Origin of the sequence: Stenotrophomonas sp. GD04145, assembly GCF_029835135.1 — a bacterium.
Lineage (GTDB): Bacteria > Pseudomonadota > Gammaproteobacteria > Xanthomonadales > Xanthomonadaceae > Stenotrophomonas > Stenotrophomonas maltophilia_P.
This window is the reverse complement of the sequence record NZ_JAODZG010000010.1, coordinates 93,399-118,332: the sequence shown is the minus strand read 5'-3', so window position 1 is coordinate 118,332 and position 24,934 is coordinate 93,399. Positions and strand designations below refer to the sequence as shown.

The window sequence follows — 24,934 nt, the reverse complement described above, 5'->3', positions numbered from 1 at the left end:
CAGCGTGGCCAGATCCACCGGGCCGCGCACGTTGATGTCGCGGCTCTCGCCCGGCAGCAGATCGAGCAGGTTGTCCTCCAGTTGCACCTCCAGGGCACCGAAGTCCACCCATGCCGCGCGCACGAATGCCCTGCTCTGCAGCCGCAGCCGGTAGTGGTCCCCCTCGATGTCCAGCGTGGCCCTGAGCGCCTGGCGGGGCAGCACCTGATCCTTGGCCTCGACGAATCCCACGACCTGACGTGCAGTCGTCTTCCCTCCCTGCAGCACCTCGAACACGGCAATCGTGCGCTTCGGATCGGCACCCGCCAGCAGTTCGGCATCACTGAAATCGCCGACCGCCGTCACGCCCGCGGCCGCCAGGGTCACCGCCTGCTCGCGACGACGCAGCACTTTGCCGTCGACATCCATCACCCGCAGCCGCCAGCGCGCCTCGCCGGCGTCGCCATCGTTGAGCAGACGCACGCGTGTCGTGCCCTCGTCACGCAGCGCCGCCACGGCAACGGGAGCGAAGAAGCGCCGCGCCTGGTAGTGCAGCGCCTTCCAGCGCCCGAAGTAGTCCACACTCGACCAGGACGCACCCGGCCATACGTCATTGAGCTGCCAGTAGAGCGAGCCCATCGTGTAGGGGCGTGAGGCGCGATGGTGCAGCGCTGCCAGAGCGATGCCATCGGCCTGCATCACCTGGCTGAGATACACGAAGTCCCCGAAATCCTTCGGCGTACCGTAACCCCGCTCGATATAGTGCAGCAGACGGCTGTTGCCCTCGCCCGCCATGAATTTCTGGTGCGCGCGAATCACCGGGCTGTCGATCCGCTGCTCGGCGCGGGTTGCGATCTGGTCCACCGTAGCCACGGCCGGCCACGCCTGCAGGCCGTACTCGGACATGAAACGCGGCGTCTCGCGCAGATAGGCCTGCACCGGCAACGCCGGATTGCCCCACACCTGCCAGTAGTGCTTGTCGCCACGGGTGGAGTCGTTGGCCTTCTCGTCGAGGTCGTTGCTGGGCGAACTGGACCAGTACGGCACCCCCAGCCCTTCTTCACGGACCACCGCACGCAGGTCATTGCCGAACAGGTCCACATAGCCCTGCCAGACCTTTGCGGCGAAGACCGGATCTGCGGCCTTCAGGTCGCGGCCATGGCCCCAGTCCTTCCACGCGGTTTCCTCTTCGTTGTTGCCACACCACAACACGATGCTGGGGTGATGGCGCAGGCGGCGCACGTTGTCGCGCGCTTCGGCAACCACGCTGGCGCGGAATGCCGGGTCGTAGCCGGGCTGCATGCCGCCGCCGAACATGAAGTCCTGCCAGACCAGCAGGCCCAGTTCATCGGCAATATCGAAGAACACATCGTTTTCGTAGTAGCCGCCGCCCCAGTTGCGCAGCATGTTCATGTTGGCGTCGCGCGCGGCGGTCAGCACCTGGCGCACGCGCGCGGGATCCACATGGGCCGGGAACGCGTCGAAGGGAATCACGTTCGCACCCTTGGCGAAGACCGGCACGCCGTTGATGACGAATGCGAAGCCCTGGCCGCCATCAGCGTCCTTGTCGCGGCGCAGTGCGACCGTGCGCAGGCCGATGCGCTGCTCGCGCGCGAGCGACCCGCTATCGCCGCTGTCCAGTCGGACCGCCACCACGTAGCGATCCTGTGCCCCGTAGCCGACCGGCCACCAGCGGCGCGGCTGGGCAAGCGCCACCGGCAGCTCCACCGTATTCGCTCCCGGGGCCACTGCAACGTGCCGCTGCACCCGCGCGACACTGCGCATCTGCGGATCGAACACCTCCACATCGACGGCCGCGGTACCCGCGGCAGCGTCCTGTTCCACCTGCAGCACTACCGCAAGCTTCGCCTGCTGCGCGTCCAGCATCTCGGTGCGTACGGCCACATCGCCGAGGCGGCGCTCGCCCCAGGACTCCAGGTCGATGCCACGCCAGACCCCGGCGGTGACATAGCGCGGACCCCAGTCCCAGCCGAAATGGTAGGCCGGCTTGCGCGCGAAATTACCGACCATCGCATCCTTCGGCTCGTCACCGTAGGGCGAAGGATAATTGCCAGCAATCCTGTGCGGCATCGCCTGGACAGCGGGCAGCAGCGTGCGGATCGGCGAACGGAACACGATCTGCAGCGTGTTGCCCGTCGCCTTCAGGCGGCCGTCCACGCGCACGCGCCAGCTGCGGTGAGCGTTGTCGGCGCGCAGCAGCGGCCTGCCGTTGAGGGTGACTTCCGCGTACGTATCCAGACCGTCAAAGCGCAGTTCCGCGTTCGGCCTGGCCAGGGTCGCGGCGTCCACATCGAAGCGTGCACGGTATTCCCATGCCGCCAGGCCGATCCACTGCAGCTCGGCCTCGGCGGCGCCGACGTAAGGATCACGGATCAGTTCATGCGCCAGCAGGTCGGTGTGGATGCTGCCCGGCACCTGCGCGCTGCGCCATTGCTGCAGGCCGGGATGCGCCGCGCCCTGCGCGTCGCCCGGCAGCATGCGGAACTCCCAGCTTGCCTGTAACGGAGCGGCCGCTGCCGGGAATACGAGAGTGGCAATCCACAACAGGGCCAGAGAGGCGAATGGGCAAACGGCACGGAAAGGGCGATGCACGGGCGGGACTCCTGTTGTGTCCGCCGGGCATGGCCCGGCGCTACCGATCATGCTTCGCCGGGCATGGCCCGGCGCTACCGATCATGCTTCGCCGGGCATGGCCCGGCGCTGCCGGTCATGCTCGACGCACGACGTTCAGCACTTCGTAGCAGGCACCCATGGTGTGGTAATCCACCTTGCCTGCGGGGCTCTTTTCATCGCTGTACTTGCGGTTGTCTGCATCGAGAATGCGGAACCAGGCGCCGTAGCGGTGATCGACAAAGTGCTCCCAGGAATAGGCCCAGATGCGGTCGTACCACTGCCAGTAGCGGTCATCACCGGTGCGCGCAGCCATCAGCGCAGCGGTTGCCAGGGTTTCGGCCTGTACCCAGAAGTACTTGTCGTCGTCGCAGACGAAGCTGTCGCCGCCGATCGGCGCGCCGTCCATGCCCGGCTGCCGCCGTGACTCCGGCGCGAAACCGTAGTACAGGCCACCACGGGCCTCGTCCCAGCTGCGCTCCACGGCCACGTCGAACAGATGACGCGCCGTCGGCACCAGCCAGTCGGCCTGCACGTGCCGATCCAGGATCAGCAGCAGTTTGGCCCACTCCGTCTGGTGGCCCGGCTGGAAACCCCAGGGACGGAACAGATGCTTGGGGTCGTCCAGGTTGTAGTTCCAGTCGATCTCCCAGTTGGAATCGTAGTGCTCCCATACCAGGCCACCGGCCTTGGCTGCCTGGCGACGGGTCATGTTGTCGGCCAGCTGCAGGGCACGTTCCACATAGCGCTGTTCGCCACTGGCCTCGAACGCAGCCAGCATGGCCTCGCACATGTGCATGTTGGCGTTCTGTCCACGGTAACCGGTGAAGTTCCACTGGCCGTCCGCCTCGTCCCGGTACAGACCGTGCTGCGGCTCCCAGAAGCGCGCCTCCAGCAGCTGCCAGGTCTCATCCATCCACGCGCGGGCCTGCTCGATGCCGGCCTTCAACGCGCAGCTGTAGGCCAGCAGGACGAACGCCACGCCATAGCAGTGATTCATGTCGTCCTCGACCTGGCCATCGCGCAGGGTCCAGGCATAGCCACCGGTGGCCGGATTGCGGTGCACCTCACGCAGATAGCGCACGCCATGCTCGACGGCCTCGCGGTACTCGGCCTTGCCGAACTCGCGATAGGCCATCGCGTAGTTGAAGACGAAACGGGTGCTGCTTACCAGATGGCGATGGCTGGCATCGTAGACGCTGCCGTCGTCACGGAAATAATGGAAGAAACCACCGGCCGGATCGATGCAGCGCGGATGATAGAACGCCAGGGTATCGGCGATATGCGCGCGCAGGAACGCGGGCGAACGGAAGTCGGGCGAGGTGCTCATGCGGTAATGTCCTGTGCCTGCAGCAGCTGCTGCACTTCGTCGAGCGAGGGCATCGCGGCGAACGCGCCCTTGCGGGTAACGGCCAGCGCGCCGACCGCGGCACCGAAGCGCAGCGTGGCGTCGATGGCCTGCGGATCCCGGCAGAACGCATTGAATCCCGCGCCTGCGCCACCCCGCTCCAGCAGTCCCACCAGCACACCTCCCACGAAGGCATCACCGGCTGCGGTGGTATCGACAGCGGCGACCTGGAAGCTGGTCACCGTGCCCTGCGCCTGGCGGGTGTACCAGTGCAGCGTTGCCGCACCATCGGTCACGATCACCCAGCGAGCCTGCGCCGCCAGCAGCCGCTGCAGCACCGCGTCCTCGCCGCCGTCGCCCAGGGGCGCCGCCAGGTAGTCCAGTTCTTCGCGCGACAGTTTGACCAGGTCCGCGCGTTCGAGCGCCTGCCACAGGCGCGGCGACGGATCGACATCGGCCGGCCACAGCGCCGGCCGCAGGTTGAGGTCGAGACTGACCACAGCCCCGGCAGCGCGCGCGCGCTCCATGCCCGCGAAGGTTGCGTCCGCGATGGCCGCCTCGGTCAGGCTGTTGGAGCAGACGTGGAAGCACTGCGCACTGTCGAAGCAGGCGGCCTGGAAATCACTGTCGCGGAACAGCAGATCGGCCGCCGGCGGACGGTAGAAACTGAAGCTGCGCTCCCCCTCTGCATCGAGAGCGACGAACGCCAGTGCGGTCTTGGCGGCATCGGTGCGGACGATGTAGTCGGTACCGACACCGTGCTCGGCCAGGCTTTCGGCCAGGAAGTCGCCGAACATGTCGCGGCCCAGCATGCCGACGAACTGGGTCTTCGCGCCCAACCGCGCGGCAGCCACCGCGACGTTGGCCGGTGCTCCGCCGGCGTACTGCAGGAACGCGCGCGGCGTGTCCGCAGTGGCCGGCGGCTGCGCCAGTAGATCGATCAAAATTTCGCCGAAGCAGACAATCGCACCCATTCCGGACTCAGCCTCCCTGCGTTGCGGAGGCCGGCGTACGTGCGCCGACCAGTCCGTAGAAAATGATGTAGACGTAGCACAGCAGCGGCAGGATGAAGCTGGCCTGCACCCCGATGTGGTCGGCCAGCACGCCTTGCAGGTACGGCACCACGGCGCCGCCGACGATGGCCATGATCAGCAGGCTCGAGCCCTTGTTGGTCAGCGGCCCCAGGCGCTCGATGCTGAGCGCGAAGATGGTGGGGAACATGATCGAGTTGAACAGGCCGATCGCCACCACCGAGTACAGCGCGACACTGCCGGCGCTGGCCATGGTCAGCGCCAGCAGTCCGACGTTGACCAGTGCGAAGATCGCCAGCAGGCGGCTCGGCGAGAAGCGAGCCAGCAGCGCCGAGCCGGCAAAGCGGCCGACCATCGCCATCGTCCAGTAGGCGGAAACGTAGTGTGTGGCCTCCTGCTCGCTGAATCCGCCGATGTCCGGCATCGACAGGTAGTTCACCAGGAAGCTGCCGATCGACACTTCCGCACCGACATAGAAGAAGATGCCAAGCACGCCCAGCAGCAGATGACGCTGGCGCAGCGCATCCAGATAGCTGTGGTGATGCCCCTGGTCGGCCTGTTCGGTCGCATCGCTCAGCGCCGGCAGGCGGAACAGGAACACGAACAACGCCAGCAGCACCAGCGCCACCGCGAGGCCCACATACGGGCCCTGCACGGCCTGCGCCTCGGCAGCACGATAGGCCAGCTGTTCGGCGGCCGGCATCGCCGCCATTTCATCGGCGCTCTTGACCGTATTGGAAAGAATCAGCATGCCGCCGAAGATCGGCGCGATCGCCGTACCCAGCGAGTTCAACGCCTGCGCCAGGGTCAGCCGGCTGGAGCTGGTCTGCTCCGGGCCCAGCAGCGCCACATAGGGATTGGCCGCCACCTGCAGCACGGTGATGCCGGTGGCGAGCACGAACAATGCACCCAGGAAGGCGCCGTAGATCCGCAGTTCGGCCGCCGGCCAGAAGCCCAGCGCGCCCACACCTGCAATCAGCAGGCCGGCCACGATGCCCTTCTTGTAGCCGAGAGCCGCGACCAGGCGGCCAGCGGGCAGCGACATCAGGAAGTACGTACCGAAGAAGGTGAACTGCACCAGCATCGCCCGCGCGTAGTTCAGCTCGAACACCGCCTTCAGGTGTGGAATCAGGATGTCGTTGAGGCAGGTCAGGAAGCCCCACATGAAGAAGATGGTGGTCACCACGGCCAGGGCCTTGCCGTTGGTGACGGCCGGTGCGTTGCCCGGGGAACCCGACGGACGGGGCGTTGCTGAGATCGGCATGCGGAACGCGCCTCGTTGCGCGGAATCGTTGTTGCGTGGAAGGAGTAACGGCAGTGAAATCAGGTCGGCCGGGCGGCACTGCTTTCGCGGATCCGCAGCTGCACCGGAGCCACCGTGCGCCGTGGCGGCGCATCCGGTTCGTCCAGGCGCTGCAGCAGCAGTGCCGCCGCCTGCCGGCCACGCTCGCGCGGGTCGGCGGTCAGCGTCGTCAACGGTGGCACCGCCACCGAAGCCTCGGAAATATCGTCGAAGCCGGTGACAGCGAAATCGCCGCCCGGCCGGATGCCGCGCGAGTTCAAGCCCAGCATCAGCCCCAGCGCGACGGTGTCGTTGTAGCAGACCGCTGCGCTCGGCCGATGGCCATCGGCGAACAGTTCGTCGGTGCGTGCAGCCGCCTCCAGCCGGTTCGGCGCCGATTCGATCATCCAGCCGGGTGGCAGCGACAGTCCAGCCTCAGCCAGCGCCTGCTGGAAGCCGGCACGGCGCTGGTGGCAGGAACTGGACGCCGCGTGGCCGCCGAAGAAGGCGATATGGCGATGGCCTCGCTCGATCAGGTGGCGGGTGGCCAGATAGGCCCCATGCTGGTTGTCCAGCGTCAGGAAGTCCCAATCGGCCCCGTCCAGCTCACGGTTGAACAGCAGGACGTTGGCATTGGCTCCCAGCGCCTGGCGCAGCTGCGTGGCATCGCTGCCTTCGGCCGGCGACAGGATCAGCCCCGCCGGGGTGTGTTCCATCAGCGTGGACAGCACCGCCTGCTGGCGTTCCGGCGATTCGCCGGTGCTGCCCAGCAGGGTCACGTAGCCACGCCCACCCAGCGCCTCGTCGACGCCGGAGGCGAATTCGGCGAAGAATGGATTGGACAGGTCGTTGATCACCAGTGCGATGCTGGAGGACGTGCGCCGCCGCAGGTTGGCTGCTGCGCGGTTGTAGACATAGCGCTGGCGCCGCAGCTCGGCCTCGACCTTGGCCCGGGTATCGACGTTGACCAGCGGGCTGCCGCGCAGCACCAGCGACACGGTCGCCCGCGATACGCCGATGGCGCGCGCGATGTCGGTCACCGTCACTGCCTTGCCGGCGCGTTTGCTGGAAGTGCTGCTGCCGTTGTCGTTCATCGTATTCCCGGGCTCCGCTGAGGGCTCAAGCCTAATGGATCGCGGCCGTCTCGTGCCGTGCCGTTCGCTGGGTCGCCGCGAACGGCACAGCCCCGATCAACGCAGCTGGCTGCCAGGTGCCGCGCACCAGGACACCGGCAGATCCTTCACCGCCGTGCCCCACCCCTGGGTCGGCGCCTGCGCGTCGAGGGCGAAGTGCAGGCGTGGGCCCTGCTGCAGGCGCTCCCAGTCCAGCCAGACCGGGGCATGCGCCTGGCCATCGACCTGCACGCCCTGCACGTACTGCAGGCGGCGGCCGTCCGCCCCCGGGGCATTGATGCGCAGGGTGCGGCCATTGCCCATGTCGACCTCGACCCGGGCAAAGCGCGGCGTATGCAGCAGGAACTGGCCACTGCCCGGTACTGCGGGGTACATGCCGATCGCACTGAACAGGTACCACGCCGACATCGTTCCAAGATCGTCGTTGCCGGTCACGCCATTGGGCGCATTGGTGAACAGCTGCTGCGCGGCCCGCACCACCGCGGCGGTCTTCCACGGCTGGCCGATCAGGGTGTAGAGCCACGGCGCGTGCAGATCGGGTTCGTTGTTCGGGTTGTAGCGGAACTGGTTGTAGTAGCTGTAGGGCCCGACCACCCATTCGCGCCGCGCGGCATTGAGCGGGTCGGCCTGCAGTGCATCCATCGCGAAGAAGGCATCGAGCCGGCGCCCGGCCTGCTCACGACCGTCCATCGCCTCGACCAGCCCCGGCATGTCCTGCTGCGCCAGCCACTGGTACTGCCACGCGGTGCCTTCATGGAAGCCGTGGTGGGAACGTGGGCTGTAGTGCCCGTCCGCCGGGGTGTACCACTGCCCGTCCTCGGTGCGAGGCCGCGGGAAGCCGCTGAAGCCGGTCTCGGCGTCGCGGACCTGCGGGTCCCACACCTTGCGCCAGTTGCGGCCGCGCTCTCGCAGCGTCGCCGCATCCCGGGCGTGACCCAGGCCATCGGCCATCTGCGAAAGCGCGCAGTCGGCCAGTGCATATTCCAGAGTGGCCGAGCCGCCGTGATGCGGATCGACGTCCATGCCCTTGGACGGGAACGCACGGTCGTAGACCACGTAGCCCTTGTCCAGATAGGTCGGATTGCCCGACCGGCCCGCATGACGGGAATTCAACGGCGGGGTGCCGAACGCATTGCGGCGCAGCGCATCCCACGCCTGCGATTCGCGGCCCTTGAACGCACCGAAACGCCACAGGTCGACCATGAACGGGGTCACCGGATCGCCGGTCATGATGTTCGTTTCAAAGTTGGCGTAACCCCAGCGTGGCAGCCAGCCCCCCTGCTCGTCGATCGCCAGCAGCGTGCGGCCGATGTCACGCGCCACATCGGGGCGGGTCAGCGCCAGCCATTGGTTCTGCGCGCGGTAGGTATCCCACAGCGAGAAGTACTCGTAGTAGGTCCAGCCATCCGCGCGATGGATGCCATCGTCGTAGCCGCGGTAGCGGCCGTCGGCATCGCTGCCGGTCAGCGGCTGCAGCAGCGCGTGGTAGGCGGCGCTGTAGAACACCGTTCGGTCATCAGCACTGCCGCCCTGCACGCGCACCCGGCCCAGCTCCTCGCGCCACGCCTGCTGCGACAGCGCGCGCATGCGGTCGAACCCCATCAGCGCTCCGCCCTGCATGCCCTCGGTGCGCAGGTTGGTGCGCGCGCCTTCGGCATCGACGTGCGAAATCGCGCTCACCGCCGTGACCGACTGCCCCTTGGCCAGGTCGAAGCTCAACCAGGCACCGTTCGGCTTCTGCTCGCCTTCCATGCTGTGGCGCGCCCCCGGCAGGCCACCGGCCTCGCCCCAGGTACCATGCGCCTTGAACGGGCGATCGAACTCGATGCGGAACCACGTCGTGTACTGGTGGCCACCGCAGAAACTCTTGGTGACCAGCTTGCCCTCGACCACGCGGTCGCCGACCACGTCGATCACGCTGCCGATCACCGAATGGCGTTCATTCGCCTGGCCGACATTCACCAGCACGTGGCCATCGCCGCTTCGCTGGCTGAAGGTGTAGCGCTCGGCGGCGGCACGGGTGCGCGCGGTCGCCTCGGCATCGATGCCACCGTAGCTGGTCAGGCGCACCTTGTAGTAGCCGGCCTGGCCGATTTCGCCGTCATGCGTGTACGACGCGGCATAGGTCTTGTGGTTGAAGCTCTTGGCGTCGGCGGTGTCGAAATCGCCACCGGGACCGATGCTGCCGGTCACGGGCAGGACCGAGACCTGGCCGCCCTGCTCCCAGCACCCGGCACCGGACAGGAAGGAGTGGCCGAAGCCACGGATCTTCTCGTCGTCGTAGCGCCACCCCGAATAGTGGCTGCCGATGGGGCTGACCTGGATCAGGCCGAAGGGTGCCGAGGCGCCCGGGAACGTGTTGCCATCGTCCTTGCTGCCGATGAAGGTGTTCACCTCGCGCTCGAGTGCGGCCGGGGCGGCCTGCAGCAGCATCGGCGACATCGCCAGTGCGAGCAGCCAGGCCAATCGCGTCAACGGGCGCGGCGTCGAGGGGACAGCGGGAGCGGACGGCACTGGGCGCATGTCGGGTTCCTGTGGTCGATGGTGCGGTGGCAGACGGCTGGAGCCTGCAACGCCTTCCGCTGAGCGCTGCCTGCCGGCAGCCTGCTCCCCGTGGAATGGCGCGAGACCCGCGCAACCGTGAATTTAGATCGATTCAAGTAGAGCATGGCGATTCGCGCCAATGCATTCTGCGCCGCAGCATACGTCCCGCCTCGCGGCCTCCTGGCCGGCCTGCCGGGGAATCGCGCGAGAAAACGTTTCCAGCCGATTCAGAAAAACGTCATGCCCCCGCCACGGCAATACCATATTGCGCAGCAGCATGCGCCGACGGGCAACCCATGCTAAAAAACGCCCGCCCATCGCTTAGATCGATCCAAGACGACGTTGCGGTGGCCGGGAGTTTGGGGAAGCAGCGACAGGACGGGCCGGCACAGACACAGGATGCAGTTGCAACTGCGTAGCGACCGCACCGGCATCACCACAGATTAGATCGATTCAAGTCATCCGCACCACGTCACACGTCACCGGATCAATCCAGGAGAGAGGGAGAGATGGGAATGAGTCACTCAAAACGCATGCATGGCCAGGACGCGCTGTCGCTGGCCATCGCGCTGGCATTGGCCGCCGCCGTCCTGCCGGCGGGCGCCGCCGCGCAGCAGGCCACCACCGGCACGCCCGACGCCACCACGCTGGACAGCGTCCAGGTCACCGGCTACCGCTACGCCATCGAAAAGAGCCTTGAGCAGAAGCGCGACGCCAACGCCGTGGTCGAAGTAATCACGGCCGAAGACGTCGGCAAGTTCCCCGACAAGAACGTGGCCGACGCGCTGCAGCGCGTACCGGGCGTGGTCATCACCCGCGACGGCGGCGAAGGCAAGACGGTCAGCGTGCGCGGCCTCGCTGCAGACCTTACGCTGACCCAGTTGAACGGCAACTACGTCGCCACCTCCGAGACCAACGACGAGGCGACCCGCTCTTTCAACTACACCCTTCTGCCGTCCAACATGCTGTCCAGCGCCGAGCTGTTCAAATCGCCGGAAGCGCGCATCGATGAAGGCGGCATCGGCGGCACGGTCATCCTGCACACCCGGCGCCCTCTGGACATGGAGTCCAACTCGGGCTTCGTCACCCTCGAAGGCACCTCGTCGGATACCAGTCACGACATCGATCCGCAGGCCTCCGCACTGTACTCGTGGCACAGCAAGGACGAGCGTTTCGGCATGCTGGTCGGCGTGACCCAGCAGAAGCGCACCAGCCGCACCATGGAAGTCACCACCGAGAACTATCAGTGGTACGGCACCGATACCGATGCGCGCGACGTGCATGGCAACCCCATGCTGCAGGACGGCATCGAGTACTGGTGGGGCAACTCCGGCTTCAACAACCAGAACGGTCGCAACTACACCGACTTCTTCATGCCGACCTCGGTCAATTTCGCGGTGAAGGAGGAAACGCGCGAGCGCAAGGGCGGGCAGCTGACCTTCCAGTTCAAGCCGGTCGACAACGTGACCATGACGGCCAACTACTTCCGCTTCGAGCTGGAGGGCAACTACGCCCAGCACATGCTGAAGGTGCCGGAGTGGAGCATGGCCCGCTTCAATGGTGACGGCAACTGGGCCGGCGGCCGCATGCTCAACGGGCTGGACTTCGATCCCAGCGGCACCGTCGTCACCGGCGCGCAGTTCGAGAAGCTGGCCGGCAAGACCTATTACTGCAATGAAGCCGAGGCCGAAGCGGCCGGGCTCGAGCCGGGGGGCTGGGGCCCCGATGACTGCACCATTCCGACCCCGCAGCTCACCGGCGGCTACAGCCGCGAAAAGGCGCTCTCGCAGACCGCCGACCTCAGCATCGACTGGGACATCAGCCCGCTGTGGAAGGCGTCGTTCACCGGCGGCCGTACCTGGTCCGAAGGCGGTCCCTCGATGAACTTCCGCATGTCGGCCAAACCGCGTCGGCAGACCAATGGCGTGTGGGAATCGTCCAGCAGCACCTCCTGGGACCTGACCGGCACACCGTCGGGCACCTTCGCACCCGACCTGCAGCAGCAGCTCATGGCCGGCATCGCCGAGATCGACACCGGTTCGACCGACTCGTCCTGGAAGCAGACCGAGATCAAGCAGAACTATTTCCAGGCCGATGTCACCAAGCTGTTCGAATCCGGCTGGCTGGACTCGATCCAGTTCGGTGCCAAGTATCGTGACGGCACGGTGCACCGCAACACCGGCAATACCTACTGGGTGTGCCAGGGCCGAGACCCGTCGGACTACGACAACAACCGCTACCAGAGCGGCTGCGACCCTACGGCCAATATCGCCCAGCCCGGCTTCTTCCTGTCCAACCCGATCAGCAACATCCCCGGCGGCTTCAATACCAACGTGTTCCCGGGCATCAACTATCCGGCCTACATCGATTACCTGAACAAGACCTACGGCGGTTCGCACAACCGTGTCGAGGACGACTTCATCTACAACGTCAACGAGAAGATCTACTCGGGCTACTTCCAGGCCAACTTCCGCACCGAGCGGGTGCGCGGCAACGTGGGCGTGCGCGTGGTGCGCACCAAGCAGCTGGCGCAGTCCACCGATTCGATCGAGCGTTTCGACGACTACTTCCTCGACAACGCCGCAGGCGCACCGATGGCGTGCTCCGACCCGGCCGCGGCGGCCTACCCGAACTACAGCTGCGAGAGCGGTTTCGTGCGCCTGCCCTACAACCTGGCACAGAGCAAGAGTTTCGAGCTGCTGGGCGTGGACCGCACCTACACCGACGTCCTGCCGAGCTTCAACATCGCCTGGGACATCACCGATACCCTGCTGCTGCGCGGCGCCGCCTCGAAGGTCATCGCACGCCCCGGCTACACCGAGATCGGCGCTCCGGGCAGCCTGCGCTACTACAGCGAGGAGTACGTCAATGACCGCCGCGTGGCCGGCGGTGCACCGACCCCGGGCTGGACCGGCGACGGCAGCAACAAGCAGCTTGAACCCTTCGAGGCCACCCAGTTCGACCTCGGCCTGGAGTGGTACTTCCAGCCTGGCGCGGTGGCCGGCGTGGGCCTGTTCCGCAAGAACGTGGACAACTTCACCGTGCCTGTCGTGCGCGACATGCAGATGCAGGTCGGTGGCGAAACCGTGACCGTGCAGGACTACGAGACCCGTGCCAACGGCCAGGACGGTGTGTCGCAGGGCGTGGAGCTGTACGGCCAGTACACCTTCGATTTCGGCGTCGGCGTGCAGGCGAACTACACCTACAACGACACCAACCTGGCCTCGATCGTGCTGGATGGGCAGAACATCGGCTCGTCGCCGCTGGTCGGCAGCGCCAAGAACCAGGCCAACGTGACGGTGTTCTACGAGAACGACACGTTCCTTGCCCGCGCCTCGTACAACCGTCGCGGCCAGGTGGTCGGCGGACTGAACAACGGCATGACGGTCTACACCGAGCCGTACGACCAGCTTGATCTCAACGTGGCCTACAACCTCACCCCGGAGTGGACCCTGACCGCGTCGGTGATCAACGCCACCAAGTCCGAGCAGCGCGTGCATCTGGGCAATGACACCAAGGCCCGCCTGATCTCCAATACCTACGCGGGCCGCCAGCTGTACTTCGGCGCGACCTGGAAGTTCTAAGGCAGTCGCCCCGCCCGGCGCGGGGACATTCCTCCACGGCAGCCACGCTGGTACAGGTGGCTGCCGTTTTTCATGGGCACCGCGGAGGCATCACTTGACCCTGCCATCGTTGGAAGGTGCACACTGGCTGCATTCCCCGGAACCGAAGGAGCTACAGATGGACTTCCATGTTGACGGCATGACCTGCGGCGGATGCGCGCGCAGCGTGACCCGCGCGATCCAGAGCGTTGATCCGCAGGCCCGCGTGGTCGCCGATCCGCCGACAGGCCGCGTGCAGGTGCAGACCACGGCCAGCGAAGCGGAGATCTTCGCCGCTGTGAAGGACGCAGGCTTCCCGCCGCGCACCGCCTGATCGCCCGGCTCCGGGCGATGCTCACGTCCTTCTGAAGGAGCCACAGCACTCCCGCCGCGCAGGTGCGAAGGCCCCTGCGCCCCGCGGCTCAGCTCCGGCGCGCCTGCCGCCGCGCCGCGACTGGCTCCGCGCCTTCCTCGCCCTCCTCCAGCCGCTGCAGGATCGGGCACTCCGGCCGCTCGTCGCCCGCACAGCAGCTGATCAGCGACTTCAGCGTATCGGCCATCTGCCGCATGTGGTCGATGCGCTGCTCGAGATCATCGATGTGCTGCTCGGCCAGGCGCTTGACGTCGGCGCTGTGGCGCGAGGTATCGTTCCACAGGCCCAGCAGATCCGTGATCTCCGCGACCGAGAATCCCAGGTCCCGCGCACGGCGTATGAACCGCAGTCGATGCACGTCGGCGTGCGAATAGGCCCGGTAGCCGGATGCCGTACGGTCGGCAGCAGGAATCAGCCCGATCTGCTCGTAGTAGCGGATCATCTTCGCCGAAACGCTCGATGCCTTCGCGGCCTCACCGATGTTCAAGACAGTCTCCTTTTCAGTGGCTGGCGGCGTCGGCCATTGGCGCCCGGAAGCGACGCAGGCGCATTGCATTGCCCAGCACGAACACGCTGGACAGTGCCATCGCACCGGCGGCGAATACCGGCGACAGCAGGATGCCGAAAGCCGGATACAGCGCGCCGGCGGCCACCGGAATCAGAGCGGTGTTGTAGGCGAAGGCCCAGAACAGATTCTGCCGGATGTTGCCAAGGGTGGCCCTGGACAGCGCGATGGCATTGGGCACGCCCAGCAGACTGCCGGACATCAGCACTACATCGGCCGATTCCACCGCCACATCGGTACCGGTGCCGATGGCCAGGCCCACATCCGCCTCCGCCAGCGCCGGCGCATCGTTGATGCCGTCGCCGACGAAGGCGACGTGACCATGCGCAGCCTTGAGGCGTCGCACCGCCTCCACCTTGCCTTCGGGCAGCACTTCGGCCACGACCTCGTCGATGCCCAGCTGGCGTGCGATCGCCTGTGCGGTGCGCGCATTGTCGCCGGTGATCATCGCCACCTTCAGTCCCAGCTCATGCAGTGCGGTGATGGCGGCCGGCGTGCTCGTCCTGATCGGGTCGGACACTGCGATCACCGCTGCCAGCCGGCCATCGAAGGCGGCGTACAGCGGCGACTTTCCTTCACCTCCCAGACGCTGCACCAGCGCGGCAACGCCATCGATATCAACGCCCTGCGTTCGCATGAACCGGTCGGCCCCGACTTCAATGCGGCTTCCCTGCACGATCGCACGCACCCCCATGCCGGTGACCGATTCGAACTCCTGCAGGGCCGGCACGGAGATGCCCTCCTCCTCGGCGGCCATCACGATCGCGCGTGCGATCGGATGCTCCGAGCGCGATTCAACGGCCGCGACCGCGCCCAGCACCGCCGCTCGCGCAAAACCGTTGCTCAGTTCCAGATCGGTCAATCGCGGGCGGCCCTCGGTCAGGGTTCCGGTCTTGTCCACCGCCACCACCCGCGCATCCTTCAGCAACTGCAGTGCCTCGCCCTTGCGGAACAGCACGCCCATCTCCGCGCCCCGCCCGGTGCCGACCATGATCGAGGTCGGCGTTGCCAGCCCCATCGCACAGGGGCACGCAATGATCAGCACGGCCACGGCATTGACCAGGGCGAAGGTAAGCGCCGGGGACGGCCCGAGCAGCAGCCACGCCACGAAGGTGGCCAACGCGGCCAGCATCACCGCAGGCACGAACCACAGCGTGACCCTGTCGACCACGGCCTGGATCGGCAGTTTCGACCCCTGTGCCTGTTCAACCAGGCGGATGATCTGCGCAAGCACGGTCTGCGCACCTACCGCCGTGGCACGCACGGTCAGTGCTCCCTGCTGGTTGACCGTACCACCGACCACGGCCGCGCCCGATGCCTTTTCAACCGGAACCGGCTCACCGCTGATCATCGACTCATCGACGAAGCTGCGCCCCTCGACCACCTCGCCATCCACCGGGACGCGTTCGCCAGGACGTATTTCCACGAGGTCGCCACTGACCACCTCGCCCACCGGGACGTCGACCACCCGACCATCGCGTACTACGTGGGCGACCTTGGCCTGGAGCTTGACCAGCCGCTTGATGGCTTCCGACGTACGGCCCTTGGCACGCGCCTCGAGAAAGCGGCCCAGCAGGATCAGCGCGACGATCACCGCCGCGGCTTCGTAATAGACGTTCACCGTGCCGGGCGGCAGCAGCCGCGGTGCGAAGGTCGCGATCACCGAGTAGCCGAACGCCGCCGCGGTGCCCACCGCGACCAGCGAGTTCATGTCCGGTGCCAAACGCAGCAGTGCCGGAATGCCCTTCTGGTAGAAGCGCCGGCCGGGAATCACCAGAACCAGCGTGGTCAGCACGAACTGCACATACCAGCTGGCCTGCAACCCGATGGTCGACATCACCCAGTGGTGCATGCCCGGGATCAGATGCGATCCCATTTCCAGTACGAACACCGGCAGGGCCAGCACGCTGGCCAGTATCAGCGCGTGTTTGAGTTCAGCACGCTCGGCGTCCTTCTTCTCCCCGCCGTCATCGGCCTGCGCGCTGCCATCGAGAAGACGAGCGCCGTAGCCCGCCCTGTCGATCGCCGCCAGCAGCGCCTCCACGTCTGCTGCGCCGCGAACGGTGGCACGCTCGGTGGCCAGGTTGACGCTCGCCGCGCTCACGCCCGGCACGGCCAGCAGTGCGCGTTCGACCCGGCCCACGCAGGACGCGCAGGTCATGCCCTCCACGGCCAGCTCCACGGTCGTGGCCGCAACCTCATAGCCGACCTTGTGCACCGCCTGGATCAAGGCGGCGCGGTCCACCGGCCCCGACGGACGGATATCGGCACGTTCCGTGGCCAGGTTCACCGAGACGCTGCCGACCCCCTCCACCTTGGCCAGCGCGGCCTCGACCCGGCCTACGCAGCTCGCGCAGGTCATGCCTTCGATGGGCAGGCTGATCGGATCAGGCACGGAAGCGGCGGTGGTGGCGTGCGGCAGGCTCATGACTGGATTCCCGGGTTCCTTCTGGACCGGAACAGGCTAAACCTTGCCATCGTGGGAAGGTCAAATCCAGCCTGTCCTGTCCGGCGGCCCAGCGGTCAGTTCATCCGCGGGGCATGGATCCACCGGTCGAGGGTGGATCCATGGCGCAGGCTCAGAACGTGAACACGTATTCCAGCGCGAACTCGCGGCCGACCGCACCGAGCAACCGGGTCGGCGCGAAATCGTAGTCCAGCTTGTAGGGATCCTTGTGGTTCCAGCTGGCCGAGTTGAAGACGTTGTTGACGTACACATTGACCTTGGCGCGTTCAGTCACCTGATAGCCCACATTGACGTTCCAGGTGATGAACGGTCCAACCCGGCCGTAGTAGCGCGCCGTGCGCTGGCCGGCGTTCGGATTCGGATTCGGCGAACCATCGGGACGCGTGGCAGGTTCCAGGCAGTCCAGCGAAGGACTGTCGCTGGGTACGTAGCCATCGGCGAACGGCAGGCAGCCGCCGGGATTGTCCAGGCGGTCGGTGCCCCAGTGGTAACGCACGCCCGGCACCGAGCCGATGCGGTCGGCGTACACATTCGCGTTCCAGTGACCACGCTGCCAGGCCAGGCTCGCTCGCAGCTTGCTGCGCAGATCGCGGTCACGGCGCTGCGGATTCGGATCCGCGGCATAGCGCTGCTCCTTGGTCGACAGCTGGTTGGTGTAGTTCACGCCGAACTGGAAGCTTCCCCATGCTGCGCTGTCCCACCGGTAACGCGCGGTCAGGTCGATACCGCGGACCTCCCGGCTGGCCAGGTTGAACGGCCCCCGCTCGATCGACACCAGGCGGCCATTGCTGTCGCGGTTCACGCGCGCGAGGATGCCGGCGCAGTAGTCCGCACCGGCCGGATTGGCCCACGGCGTGCCGTCGATGTTCAGGCCCGTGCGGCAGCCCGCTTCGCTGGCCAGCACCTCGTCGGCGCCGACATCGACGATCATGTCCTCCAGCTTGATCGCCCAGTAGTCGGCACTGATCGAAAGATTGGACATCACATCCCAGACGAATCCGACCGTCCATGAATCCCCCGTTTCCGAGCGCAGCAGCGGAGTACCGCGACGATTCACGTCGAACGTGTACCAGACATCGGTATTGCCCACTCCACAGTTGTTGACCAGATAGGCACCGCTTTCGATGCAACGCAGGCGGTCATAGGTCTGCACCTCGGAACTGCTGGGCTGCCCCAGCAGGTAGTGCATGTCAGGCGCGTGGAAGCTGGTGGCGTAGGAACCGCGTACCAGCAGCGACTCCACCGGCCGCCATTCCAGACCGACATTCCAGGTGGTCTCCTTCTGGCTGCCGATCTCCAGCGCCTCTGCATTGGCGTCGGCCTTGTAACTGCCGTAACGGTCATAGCGTGCCGCCGCGGTGGCGATCACGCTGTCCAGCAGTGGAATCTTGAACTCCACGCCCGCCGAGTACCGCGTGCGCTCGCCGCCACCGCGATCAACGTTCTGCAGGTCGAAATCGATGCCGGCGCGAGGGTCGGGAGCGAGGTGGTATCCCTGTCGCGCCACCTCGGCCACCGCCGCGAACGAAACAGGCCCCGCCCAGCCCTGGAACAACTCACCGGTGATGTCCGCCGACGCCTGGTTGACCCAGGAAGACGCACGGTTCTTCGCCACCGTACCCATCTGCCAGTACTGGTCCGGCGTGAGCGGGTTCCACCAGCGTGCTTCGTCCAGTGCGTAGATCGCTTCACCATCCGCCGTCGTACCCAGGCGCGGGCCGAGGAAGAAGTCATAGGACTTCTGCTCGTCCACTACATTCTGCCGCTCTTCCACGCGGTAGTAGGAACGGCCGATGGTGGCACTCCAGTCGAAGCGGTCCGCCAGGCGCCCGCGAAGGCCTGCACTCCAGTCCCAGGACAGCTCCCGGTTGGTGTTGCGAAGGGTGTCCAGGCCGCCCACTTCGTTGGGCGTGAACTGGCGCACGCCCAGGATCGCGCGGTTGCGGTTGGCATCCCAGTAGTAGCCGTTGTCATCATCGATGAGCGTCACGCTGGGCGGATTGGTCCCCCAGATCGCCTCCGACCGGTACACCGCCAGGTTGGTCCAGCCCTGCAGGTCGCTGTCGAAATCGAACGTGGCATACAGATTGCCGGACACATTCTCGGCACCACCGGTCAGCAGCCAGTTGGCATAGTCGGCCGTCATGCCACACAACTGCCCGGTATTGGTGATCGTATCGGTGTTGTAGTTGTAGACCAGTCGATCGGCGGTGTAGTACTCGCCGTCGAACTTCTCGCAGGTGCCGGTCGGCGGCGCCAGTCGCTGGCCGGTACCCGGGTCGATCAGGGCCAGGCCGGCGGTAGGACGGAAACCGACCTTGCGCTGTTCCATGTTCCAGGAGGGGCGCGGCGCATCATCGGCATCATCCATCTGCGGCCGGTCACGGCCGAACAGCGGATCGCGCTTGGTGTACTGCAGCGCGTAGGTCACGCTCCAGTTGTCTCCGGTCCTGCCACCCGCCCACGACAGATCCCAGGTATCGCGACCACCTTCAGTGGAGGTGCCGCCGCGCACGCGCACTTCGTCGCCGTCGTAGTGGGTCTTCAGGATGACGTTGACCACGCCTGCAATGGCATCCGAGCCGTAGATCGCAGAGGCGCCGCCGGTCAGGACCTCGATGCGCTCCACCGCAGCGGCGGGAATGTTGCCGTAGTTGGAGAAATTGGTCTCCCCGCCATAGGGCAACGGGTAGTCGGCCACGCGACGGCCATTGACCAGCAGCAGTGAGCGGTTGGGGCCCATCCCGCGCAGATTCAGGCCGCTGGCGTTGGGCGTGTGCGAGCCCCACTGCGACGCCGCCTCCACGGTGCCGGTGGCTTCGGTCAATGTCTTCAGCGCATCGTACACGCTGACAAAGCCTTCCTTCTGGATCTGCTGCGCGGTGATCACGTTGACGGGAGCTGGGCCTTCGACGCTGGCGCGCTTGATGCGCGAGCCAGTGACGGTGACCGCGTCGAGATCCTTGGTGGACGAGCCTGAGACTTCCTGTGCATTGGCAGCCAGCGGAAGCAGGGCCAGGACCAGGGCCTGGGACAGCAGGTGACGACGATTGCGGACGAACTGAGCCATGTGGTCGCTCTCGGAGGGTGTGGTCGCACGGATGGGTGGTGGCGCGGCACTACGGAAGATCCAGGTGCCGGGTCGGTTCAAGCCGGTTCCGGCGCCCCCCTGTGGATCGATCCAAACTAAAGCACGGCTGAACCGGAGAGAGCATTCCGCGACGCAACACGCCGCTGCGGATCCGCTGCCGTCCCCGCTTGAAAAGTAGATGAATCAGTGGCTTGCGCAGGTTGGCCGCCGCAGGCCGGAGATGAACTGATGACACGCGAGCGGCAGACCCGCGCGGAACCGACTTCGCCCGGTATCAGGACAGATCGCCGTCCAGCGCCCGCCGCAGCCCCGCCACGATTGCGGCATCGGTCTGATCCCAGTGCGGGTCCAGCCCGCGCAGTGCCGGGTTGTGGAACTGCATGGCCGAGTGCCGGCGGCTCTTGGCCGACGCGTGCAGCTCAACGCAGCCGCTGTGCCGCGCCACCGCAGCGATGTTGGCCGGGTTCAGGCCAGCACCCGCCATCACGCTGATGCGCCCCGCCGCCCGGGCGACCAGGCCTTCCAGCACGTCGACACCGGCAACCGCGCTGGCCTGTCCGCCGGACGTCAATACACGGCGGCACCCCAGAGCGATCACCTGCTCCAACGCCGCCGGAAGGTCGCGCGCGGCGTCGAAGGCACGGTGGAACGTCACCTGCAGCGGACCCGCCGCCTGGATGAGCGCGCGGCACAGGGGCAGATCGATATCGCCCTGCCGGTCCAACGCACCGATCACCACGCCATCGCAGCCCAGCGCACGGCACTGTGCGATATCGCGCAGCATCAGCTCGGCCTCCAGGGCGTCGTAGTGGAAATCACCCGGCCGCGGCCGCACCAGCACGAACAGCGGAATCGACAGGCGTTCGCGGGCCATGGCGATGCTGGCGAACGACGGTGTGGTGCCGCCCTCGGCAAGGTTGTCGAACAGTTCGATGCGGTCGGCGCCACCGGCCTGCGCGGCCAACGCCGAAGCCAGCGAGTTGCTGGCGATCTCCAGGGTGAGCCGCGTGCTCACGCCTGTGTGCTCGTGTAGATCGACGGTGAATCGCGCAGGTCGTCCTGGCGCTGCGCATCGCAGACGGCATAGACGAAACCGCGATGCAGCGCATAGGCGCCCACCTCGCCCCGCTTGTTCATGGCCAGGAAGCACACCTGCAGGGTCCTGCTTGCCTCGGGACGCTTGCGTACCACGCGGTCGATCGCCTCACGGCAGGCCTGGGCGGGCGTTCGACCCTGGCGCATCAGCTCGACCACCAGGAACGAGGCCGCATTGCGGATCATCTCTTCGCCCACGCCCGATGCGGTGGCGGCACCGACCTCGTTGTCGACGTACAGGCCGGCGCCGATGATCGGACTGTCGCCAACCCGGCCGTGCAGTTTCCAGGCCATGCCGCTGGTGGTACAGGCACCGGCAAGATGGCCCCGGGCATCCAGCGCCAGCATGCCGATGGTGTCATGGTTGTCGCTGTTGCCGGGAAGGCCACGTCGCTCGGCGTTGATCTGGGGCTGGTACTTCTCGGTCTTCAACCACTCGCGCCAGGCCGCTTCGGCCTGCGGCGTCAGCAGACGCCTACGCTCGAAGCCCTGCTGCACGGCGAACTGCTGCGCCCCTTCACCCACCAGCAACACGTGCGGGCTGTTTTCCATCACTTTGCGGGCCACCGACACCGGGTGCGGGATGTCGACCAGCGCGGCCACCGCACCGCAGCGGCCATCGCCGTCCATGATGCTCGCGTCCAGGCTCAGCACGCCGTCCCGATCCGGATTGCCGCAATGGCCCACGGTGGGATTGCACAGCTCGCTCTCGGCCCAGCGTGCGCCGGCCTCCACTGCGTCCAGGGCACTGCCGCCCTGCGCCAGGACCTTCCATGCCGCCTGGTTGGCCGGCACACCGAAGTCCCAGGTCGAGACCACCTTCGCTCCGCCCTGCACACGTGCCTGTACGCCCGGCAGGGCGGCCATGCCAGCCGCCAGCGCTCCGGCCTGCAGGAACTGCCTGCGATCCACCATGTTGCCTCCCAGTCTGCAACGTGTCGCCGGCCCGATGCCGGCAGCACCGATCAATCGTGTACGTGGTACCGCGCCGCATGCCAGACGGCGGCGCCCAGCACGCCCAGTTGGCCGTGTTCGACCCGCCATACCGGCACCTGCCGCAGCACGTCGGCCAGCACGCCCTTGTTGAGGAAGCGCTCGCGGAAGCGGCCATCGGCGAGGAAATCCTGCACGTGGGTGGAAATGCCGCCCGCCAGGTACACCGAGCGGGCCCCCACGGCGATGGCGGCATCGCCGGCCAGGCTGCCCAGCCAGGCGCAGAACACCTGCAGCGTCTCCACTGCAAGTGCGTCTTCGCCGCTGCGTGCGGCGCCGATCAGCGCTTCGGTGCTGGACCACACCGGAGTGACGCCACGCAGCTCGCACAGGCACGGATACAGATTCATCAGACCGCTGCCGGACAGCACACGCTCGTTGTCCACATGTGGCCACCGCTGCAGCAGCCTGCCCAGCACCTCCAGCTCCAGCGCGTTGCCGGCCCCCAGGGCAGCGTGGCCGATCTCGCTGGGCAGCACCGGACGCCCGCCATCGGCGAAGCGCAGCGCCGCGCCCAGGCCGGTACCGGCCCCCAGCACCAGCGCCGGGAACGCCATCGCCGGGTCGGCATCGCCGTTCAATGGAACCAGGGTGTCGGCCTGCAGGTAGGGAATGGCCAGTGCCACCGCCTCGAAATCATTGATGAGCTGCAGATCGTCCAGACCGGACTGTGCGCGGGTGGCGGACAACGACACCGTCCACGGCAGATTGGCATTGATCAGCACATCGCCATCGAGCAGGCCGGCGATGGCGACCACCGCCGACCGCACCGGCAGTGCGAGGCTCCGGGTGAAGTCGGCCAGAATCGCCGCCAGGCTGGAATGATCGGCACACGCGTAGGTGCGATGACTGCCCAGCCGTGGCGCCTGTCCCGGCAGCGTTTCAGCCAGCGCCAGGCGGGCAAAGGTACCGCCGACATCGGCGACGACCAGGCTTCGCGGAAGACCGCCGCGGGAGGAGTCGGTGGAAACCGGGGGCACTGCTGCGATGGTCACTCTGGCCTGCTTGAATCGATTGAATCGCACCGATTCTCAGGCATCAGGGTCGCTTTGCCTAGCGCGGCGCCGCGCCGGCATGCCGACCCTGCCATGGCCTTGTCCGCAGCGCCCGGGTGGCGGCAACCCGGACGCAGCGCGCAGCGGCGCCTGCGGATCAGGGCTCTGCGGTCTGCAGACTATAACGGGTGGTGGCGGTGAATACCGCACCATCCGGCTGGGTCGAACGCACGTCGATCCTGTGGTCGCCCACGGCCAGGTGGGTGGGCAGCGCGCCGCGCCACAGATGCGGCGAAGCGGTGGCCTCCGGCGAGCGATCGTAACCGCGCAGCACGCTGGACAGGTCGTCCGCCGCATTCTCCACCAGCAGCCGCGGGTCGGGCTGGCGGACCTGCTTCATCGGCTGCCATGCCCCACCGTCCACGCGGTACTCGACCACGCTCGCGTCCTCACCCATGTACACGTTGGCGTACACGCCCCACGCCGGATACGCGCCCTGGCGCAGCACCTTCGGCGCATGCAGGCCGATCTGTTCGCTGGCTGGCGCGCCGGCCACGCGATACTGCAGGCGATAGCTGCCGTTGCCAGCCACATCCAGCAACGCGTAGCCCTTTGGCGTGCCGTCGCTCATGGTGCTGTCCGGCACACCGGCAGCATCCTTCACACCGGACCAGAACGCGCCGCAGTTGGCACCGACGTTGTACTCGTGCAGCGGTTTTTCGCCGTGCCAGCCCTCGGCCTTGCCATGGTAGACATGCTGCTGGGTGTGGCTGTGGCCGCTCAGGACCAGCACGTTGCGGAAGTCCTTCAGCAGGTCGAACAGGCGCTGCCGGTCGGCGTGCCGGAAGCTCTCGCGACCCGGCGCTGCATCGAACAGCGGAATGTGCATGCCCAGCACCAGCAGGCGGTCGCGATGCAGACCCTTGAGGTAGGCGGCAAGGAACGCGAACTGATCCTCGCGCAGGCCACCGACATAGCTCGGCCTCGCCTTCGGGTCGTACACCACATCGTCGAGGAACACGAAGCTGGCACCGCCCTCCTCCACGGCGTACGTGTCCGGGCCGTAGACGTTGCGCCAGCTGTCCAGCGAATGCTCGTCAACGGCGGCATCGAAATCGAGATCGTGGTTGCCCGGCACATGGAACCACGGCACACCCAGCTGCGTGGTGACCTTGTTGATGGCCGGATACAGCGTCAGGTCATCATTGACGATATCGCCGAGCGTCGTGCCAAGCCGCGCCCGGGTCTGGCCGATCAGCGGCGCCACGATGGACTGCTGGTAGTAGCCGATGTCCTTGAGGCTTGCGGTCTGTGAATCAGTGAACACCAGCATCTGGAAACCACGCCGGTTGTCATGACGATCCGTCTGCAGCGCGAAGTCCCAGTTGCGGGTGGCCTCGCCGGTTGCGGCGATGCCACCGTACTTCAGTGCAGGCGAGCCGTTGGGCTGGAAATGACGCCAGAATGACGGCAGCCCGTCGCTCGCCTTCGGGAACGCGTATGCATCCGGCTTGATCACGAACACCGTCTGGCCCTCGCGCACGGGCAGGCTGTAGCTGCCATCGGCCGCGGTCTTCACGATGCGCTCGCCGTTGGACACCTGCACCCCGGCCAGGCCCGGGTCGGTTGCACCACGGCCGGGCCTGCCGTCGCGTTCCAGGTAGACCTTGCCGCTGACAACCGTATCCGCAGCCCAGGCCGGCGAGGTCAGCAACAGGCAGCACAGCCACGCAGCGGGCGATTTCATGGGCAATCCGGCAAAGAAGAAGACTGCCTATTGTAGAGCGGAGCCATGGCTATCTGCC

The 24,934-nt window shown here is 66.7% G+C and carries 15 protein-coding genes; 2 read left to right on the top strand and 13 right to left on the bottom strand.

The genetic code is table 11. From position 1 onward, the window contains the following. The 6 genes from N7367_RS08130 to N7367_RS08105 form a co-directional block, all read right to left on the bottom strand. The coding region (locus tag N7367_RS08130) for a glycoside hydrolase family 2 protein (protein WP_279942160.1) at positions 1–2,478 on the bottom strand (2,478 nt) is incomplete at its 3' end. A gap of 229 nt (positions 2,479–2,707) precedes the next feature. Then, complete coding sequence (locus N7367_RS08125) at positions 2,708–3,940, bottom strand: AGE family epimerase/isomerase (RefSeq protein WP_279942159.1); 1,233 nt, start codon at positions 3,938–3,940, stop codon at positions 2,708–2,710. Next, on the bottom strand, positions 3,937–4,932 hold the full coding sequence (locus N7367_RS08120; RefSeq protein ID WP_279942157.1) for a carbohydrate kinase: 996 nt from the start codon (positions 4,930–4,932) through the stop codon (positions 3,937–3,939). Before N7367_RS08120 ends, N7367_RS08125 begins: the two co-directional genes overlap by 4 nt. Before the next feature lie 7 nt (positions 4,933–4,939). Further along, a complete protein-coding gene (gene fucP / locus N7367_RS08115; RefSeq protein ID WP_053516708.1) occupies positions 4,940–6,253 on the bottom strand; it encodes an L-fucose:H+ symporter permease in 1,314 nt (437 codons plus the stop codon). Between the two features lie 59 nt (positions 6,254–6,312). Continuing rightward, positions 6,313–7,365, bottom strand: a complete 1,053-nt coding sequence (locus N7367_RS08110) for a LacI family DNA-binding transcriptional regulator (RefSeq protein WP_053516709.1) — start codon at positions 7,363–7,365, stop codon at positions 6,313–6,315. A gap of 96 nt (positions 7,366–7,461) precedes the next feature. Further along, positions 7,462–9,846, bottom strand: a complete 2,385-nt coding sequence (locus N7367_RS08105) for a GH92 family glycosyl hydrolase (protein WP_231108694.1) — start codon at positions 9,844–9,846, stop codon at positions 7,462–7,464. A gap of 611 nt (positions 9,847–10,457) precedes the next feature. On the opposite strand from N7367_RS08105, the gene N7367_RS08100 reads away from it, so the two are divergent. Both N7367_RS08100 and N7367_RS08095 read left to right on the top strand, forming a co-directional pair. Further along, on the top strand, positions 10,458–13,532 hold the full coding sequence (locus N7367_RS08100; protein ID WP_279942155.1) for a TonB-dependent receptor: 3,075 nt from the start codon (positions 10,458–10,460) through the stop codon (positions 13,530–13,532). A 157-nt stretch (positions 13,533–13,689) separates the two neighbouring features. After that, positions 13,690–13,884 carry a heavy-metal-associated domain-containing protein gene (locus N7367_RS08095; protein WP_053516712.1) on the top strand — a complete coding sequence of 65 codons (195 nt, stop codon included), beginning with the start codon at positions 13,690–13,692 and terminating at the stop codon, positions 13,882–13,884. Positions 13,885–13,972: 88 nt separating this feature from the next. On the opposite strand, the gene cueR is transcribed toward N7367_RS08095, so the two are convergent. The 7 genes from cueR to N7367_RS08060 form a co-directional block, all read right to left on the bottom strand. Further along, entirely contained in the window at positions 13,973–14,410 is a 438-nt protein-coding gene (gene cueR, locus N7367_RS08090; protein ID WP_065182695.1) for a Cu(I)-responsive transcriptional regulator, read from the bottom strand. Between the two features lie 13 nt (positions 14,411–14,423). Continuing rightward, positions 14,424–16,916, bottom strand: coding sequence for a heavy metal translocating P-type ATPase (locus tag N7367_RS08085; protein WP_279942153.1), 2,493 nt, complete (start codon positions 16,914–16,916; stop codon positions 14,424–14,426). A 151-nt stretch (positions 16,917–17,067) separates the two neighbouring features. Continuing rightward, positions 17,068–20,025: a TonB-dependent receptor gene (locus N7367_RS08080; RefSeq protein WP_279942152.1), complete on the bottom strand. Its 2,958-nt coding sequence runs from the start codon at positions 20,023–20,025 to the stop codon at positions 17,068–17,070. A gap of 295 nt (positions 20,026–20,320) precedes the next feature. Beyond that, on the bottom strand, positions 20,321–21,061 hold the full coding sequence (locus N7367_RS08075) for a copper homeostasis protein CutC (protein WP_279942151.1): 741 nt from the start codon (positions 21,059–21,061) through the stop codon (positions 20,321–20,323). Then, a complete protein-coding gene (locus N7367_RS08070; RefSeq protein ID WP_279942150.1) occupies positions 21,058–22,056 on the bottom strand; it encodes a N(4)-(beta-N-acetylglucosaminyl)-L-asparaginase in 999 nt (332 codons plus the stop codon). The genes N7367_RS08075 and N7367_RS08070 overlap by 4 nt, the downstream gene beginning before the upstream one ends. 50 nt (positions 22,057–22,106) lie before the next feature. Continuing rightward, positions 22,107–23,129 (bottom strand): glucokinase, encoded by a 1,023-nt coding sequence (locus N7367_RS08065; RefSeq protein ID WP_279942149.1) that lies wholly within the window; start codon positions 23,127–23,129, stop codon positions 22,107–22,109. A 157-nt stretch (positions 23,130–23,286) separates the two neighbouring features. Next, complete coding sequence (locus N7367_RS08060) at positions 23,287–24,876, bottom strand: calcineurin-like phosphoesterase family protein (RefSeq protein ID WP_279942148.1); 1,590 nt, start codon at positions 24,874–24,876, stop codon at positions 23,287–23,289. Positions 24,877–24,934 lie beyond the last annotated feature (58 nt).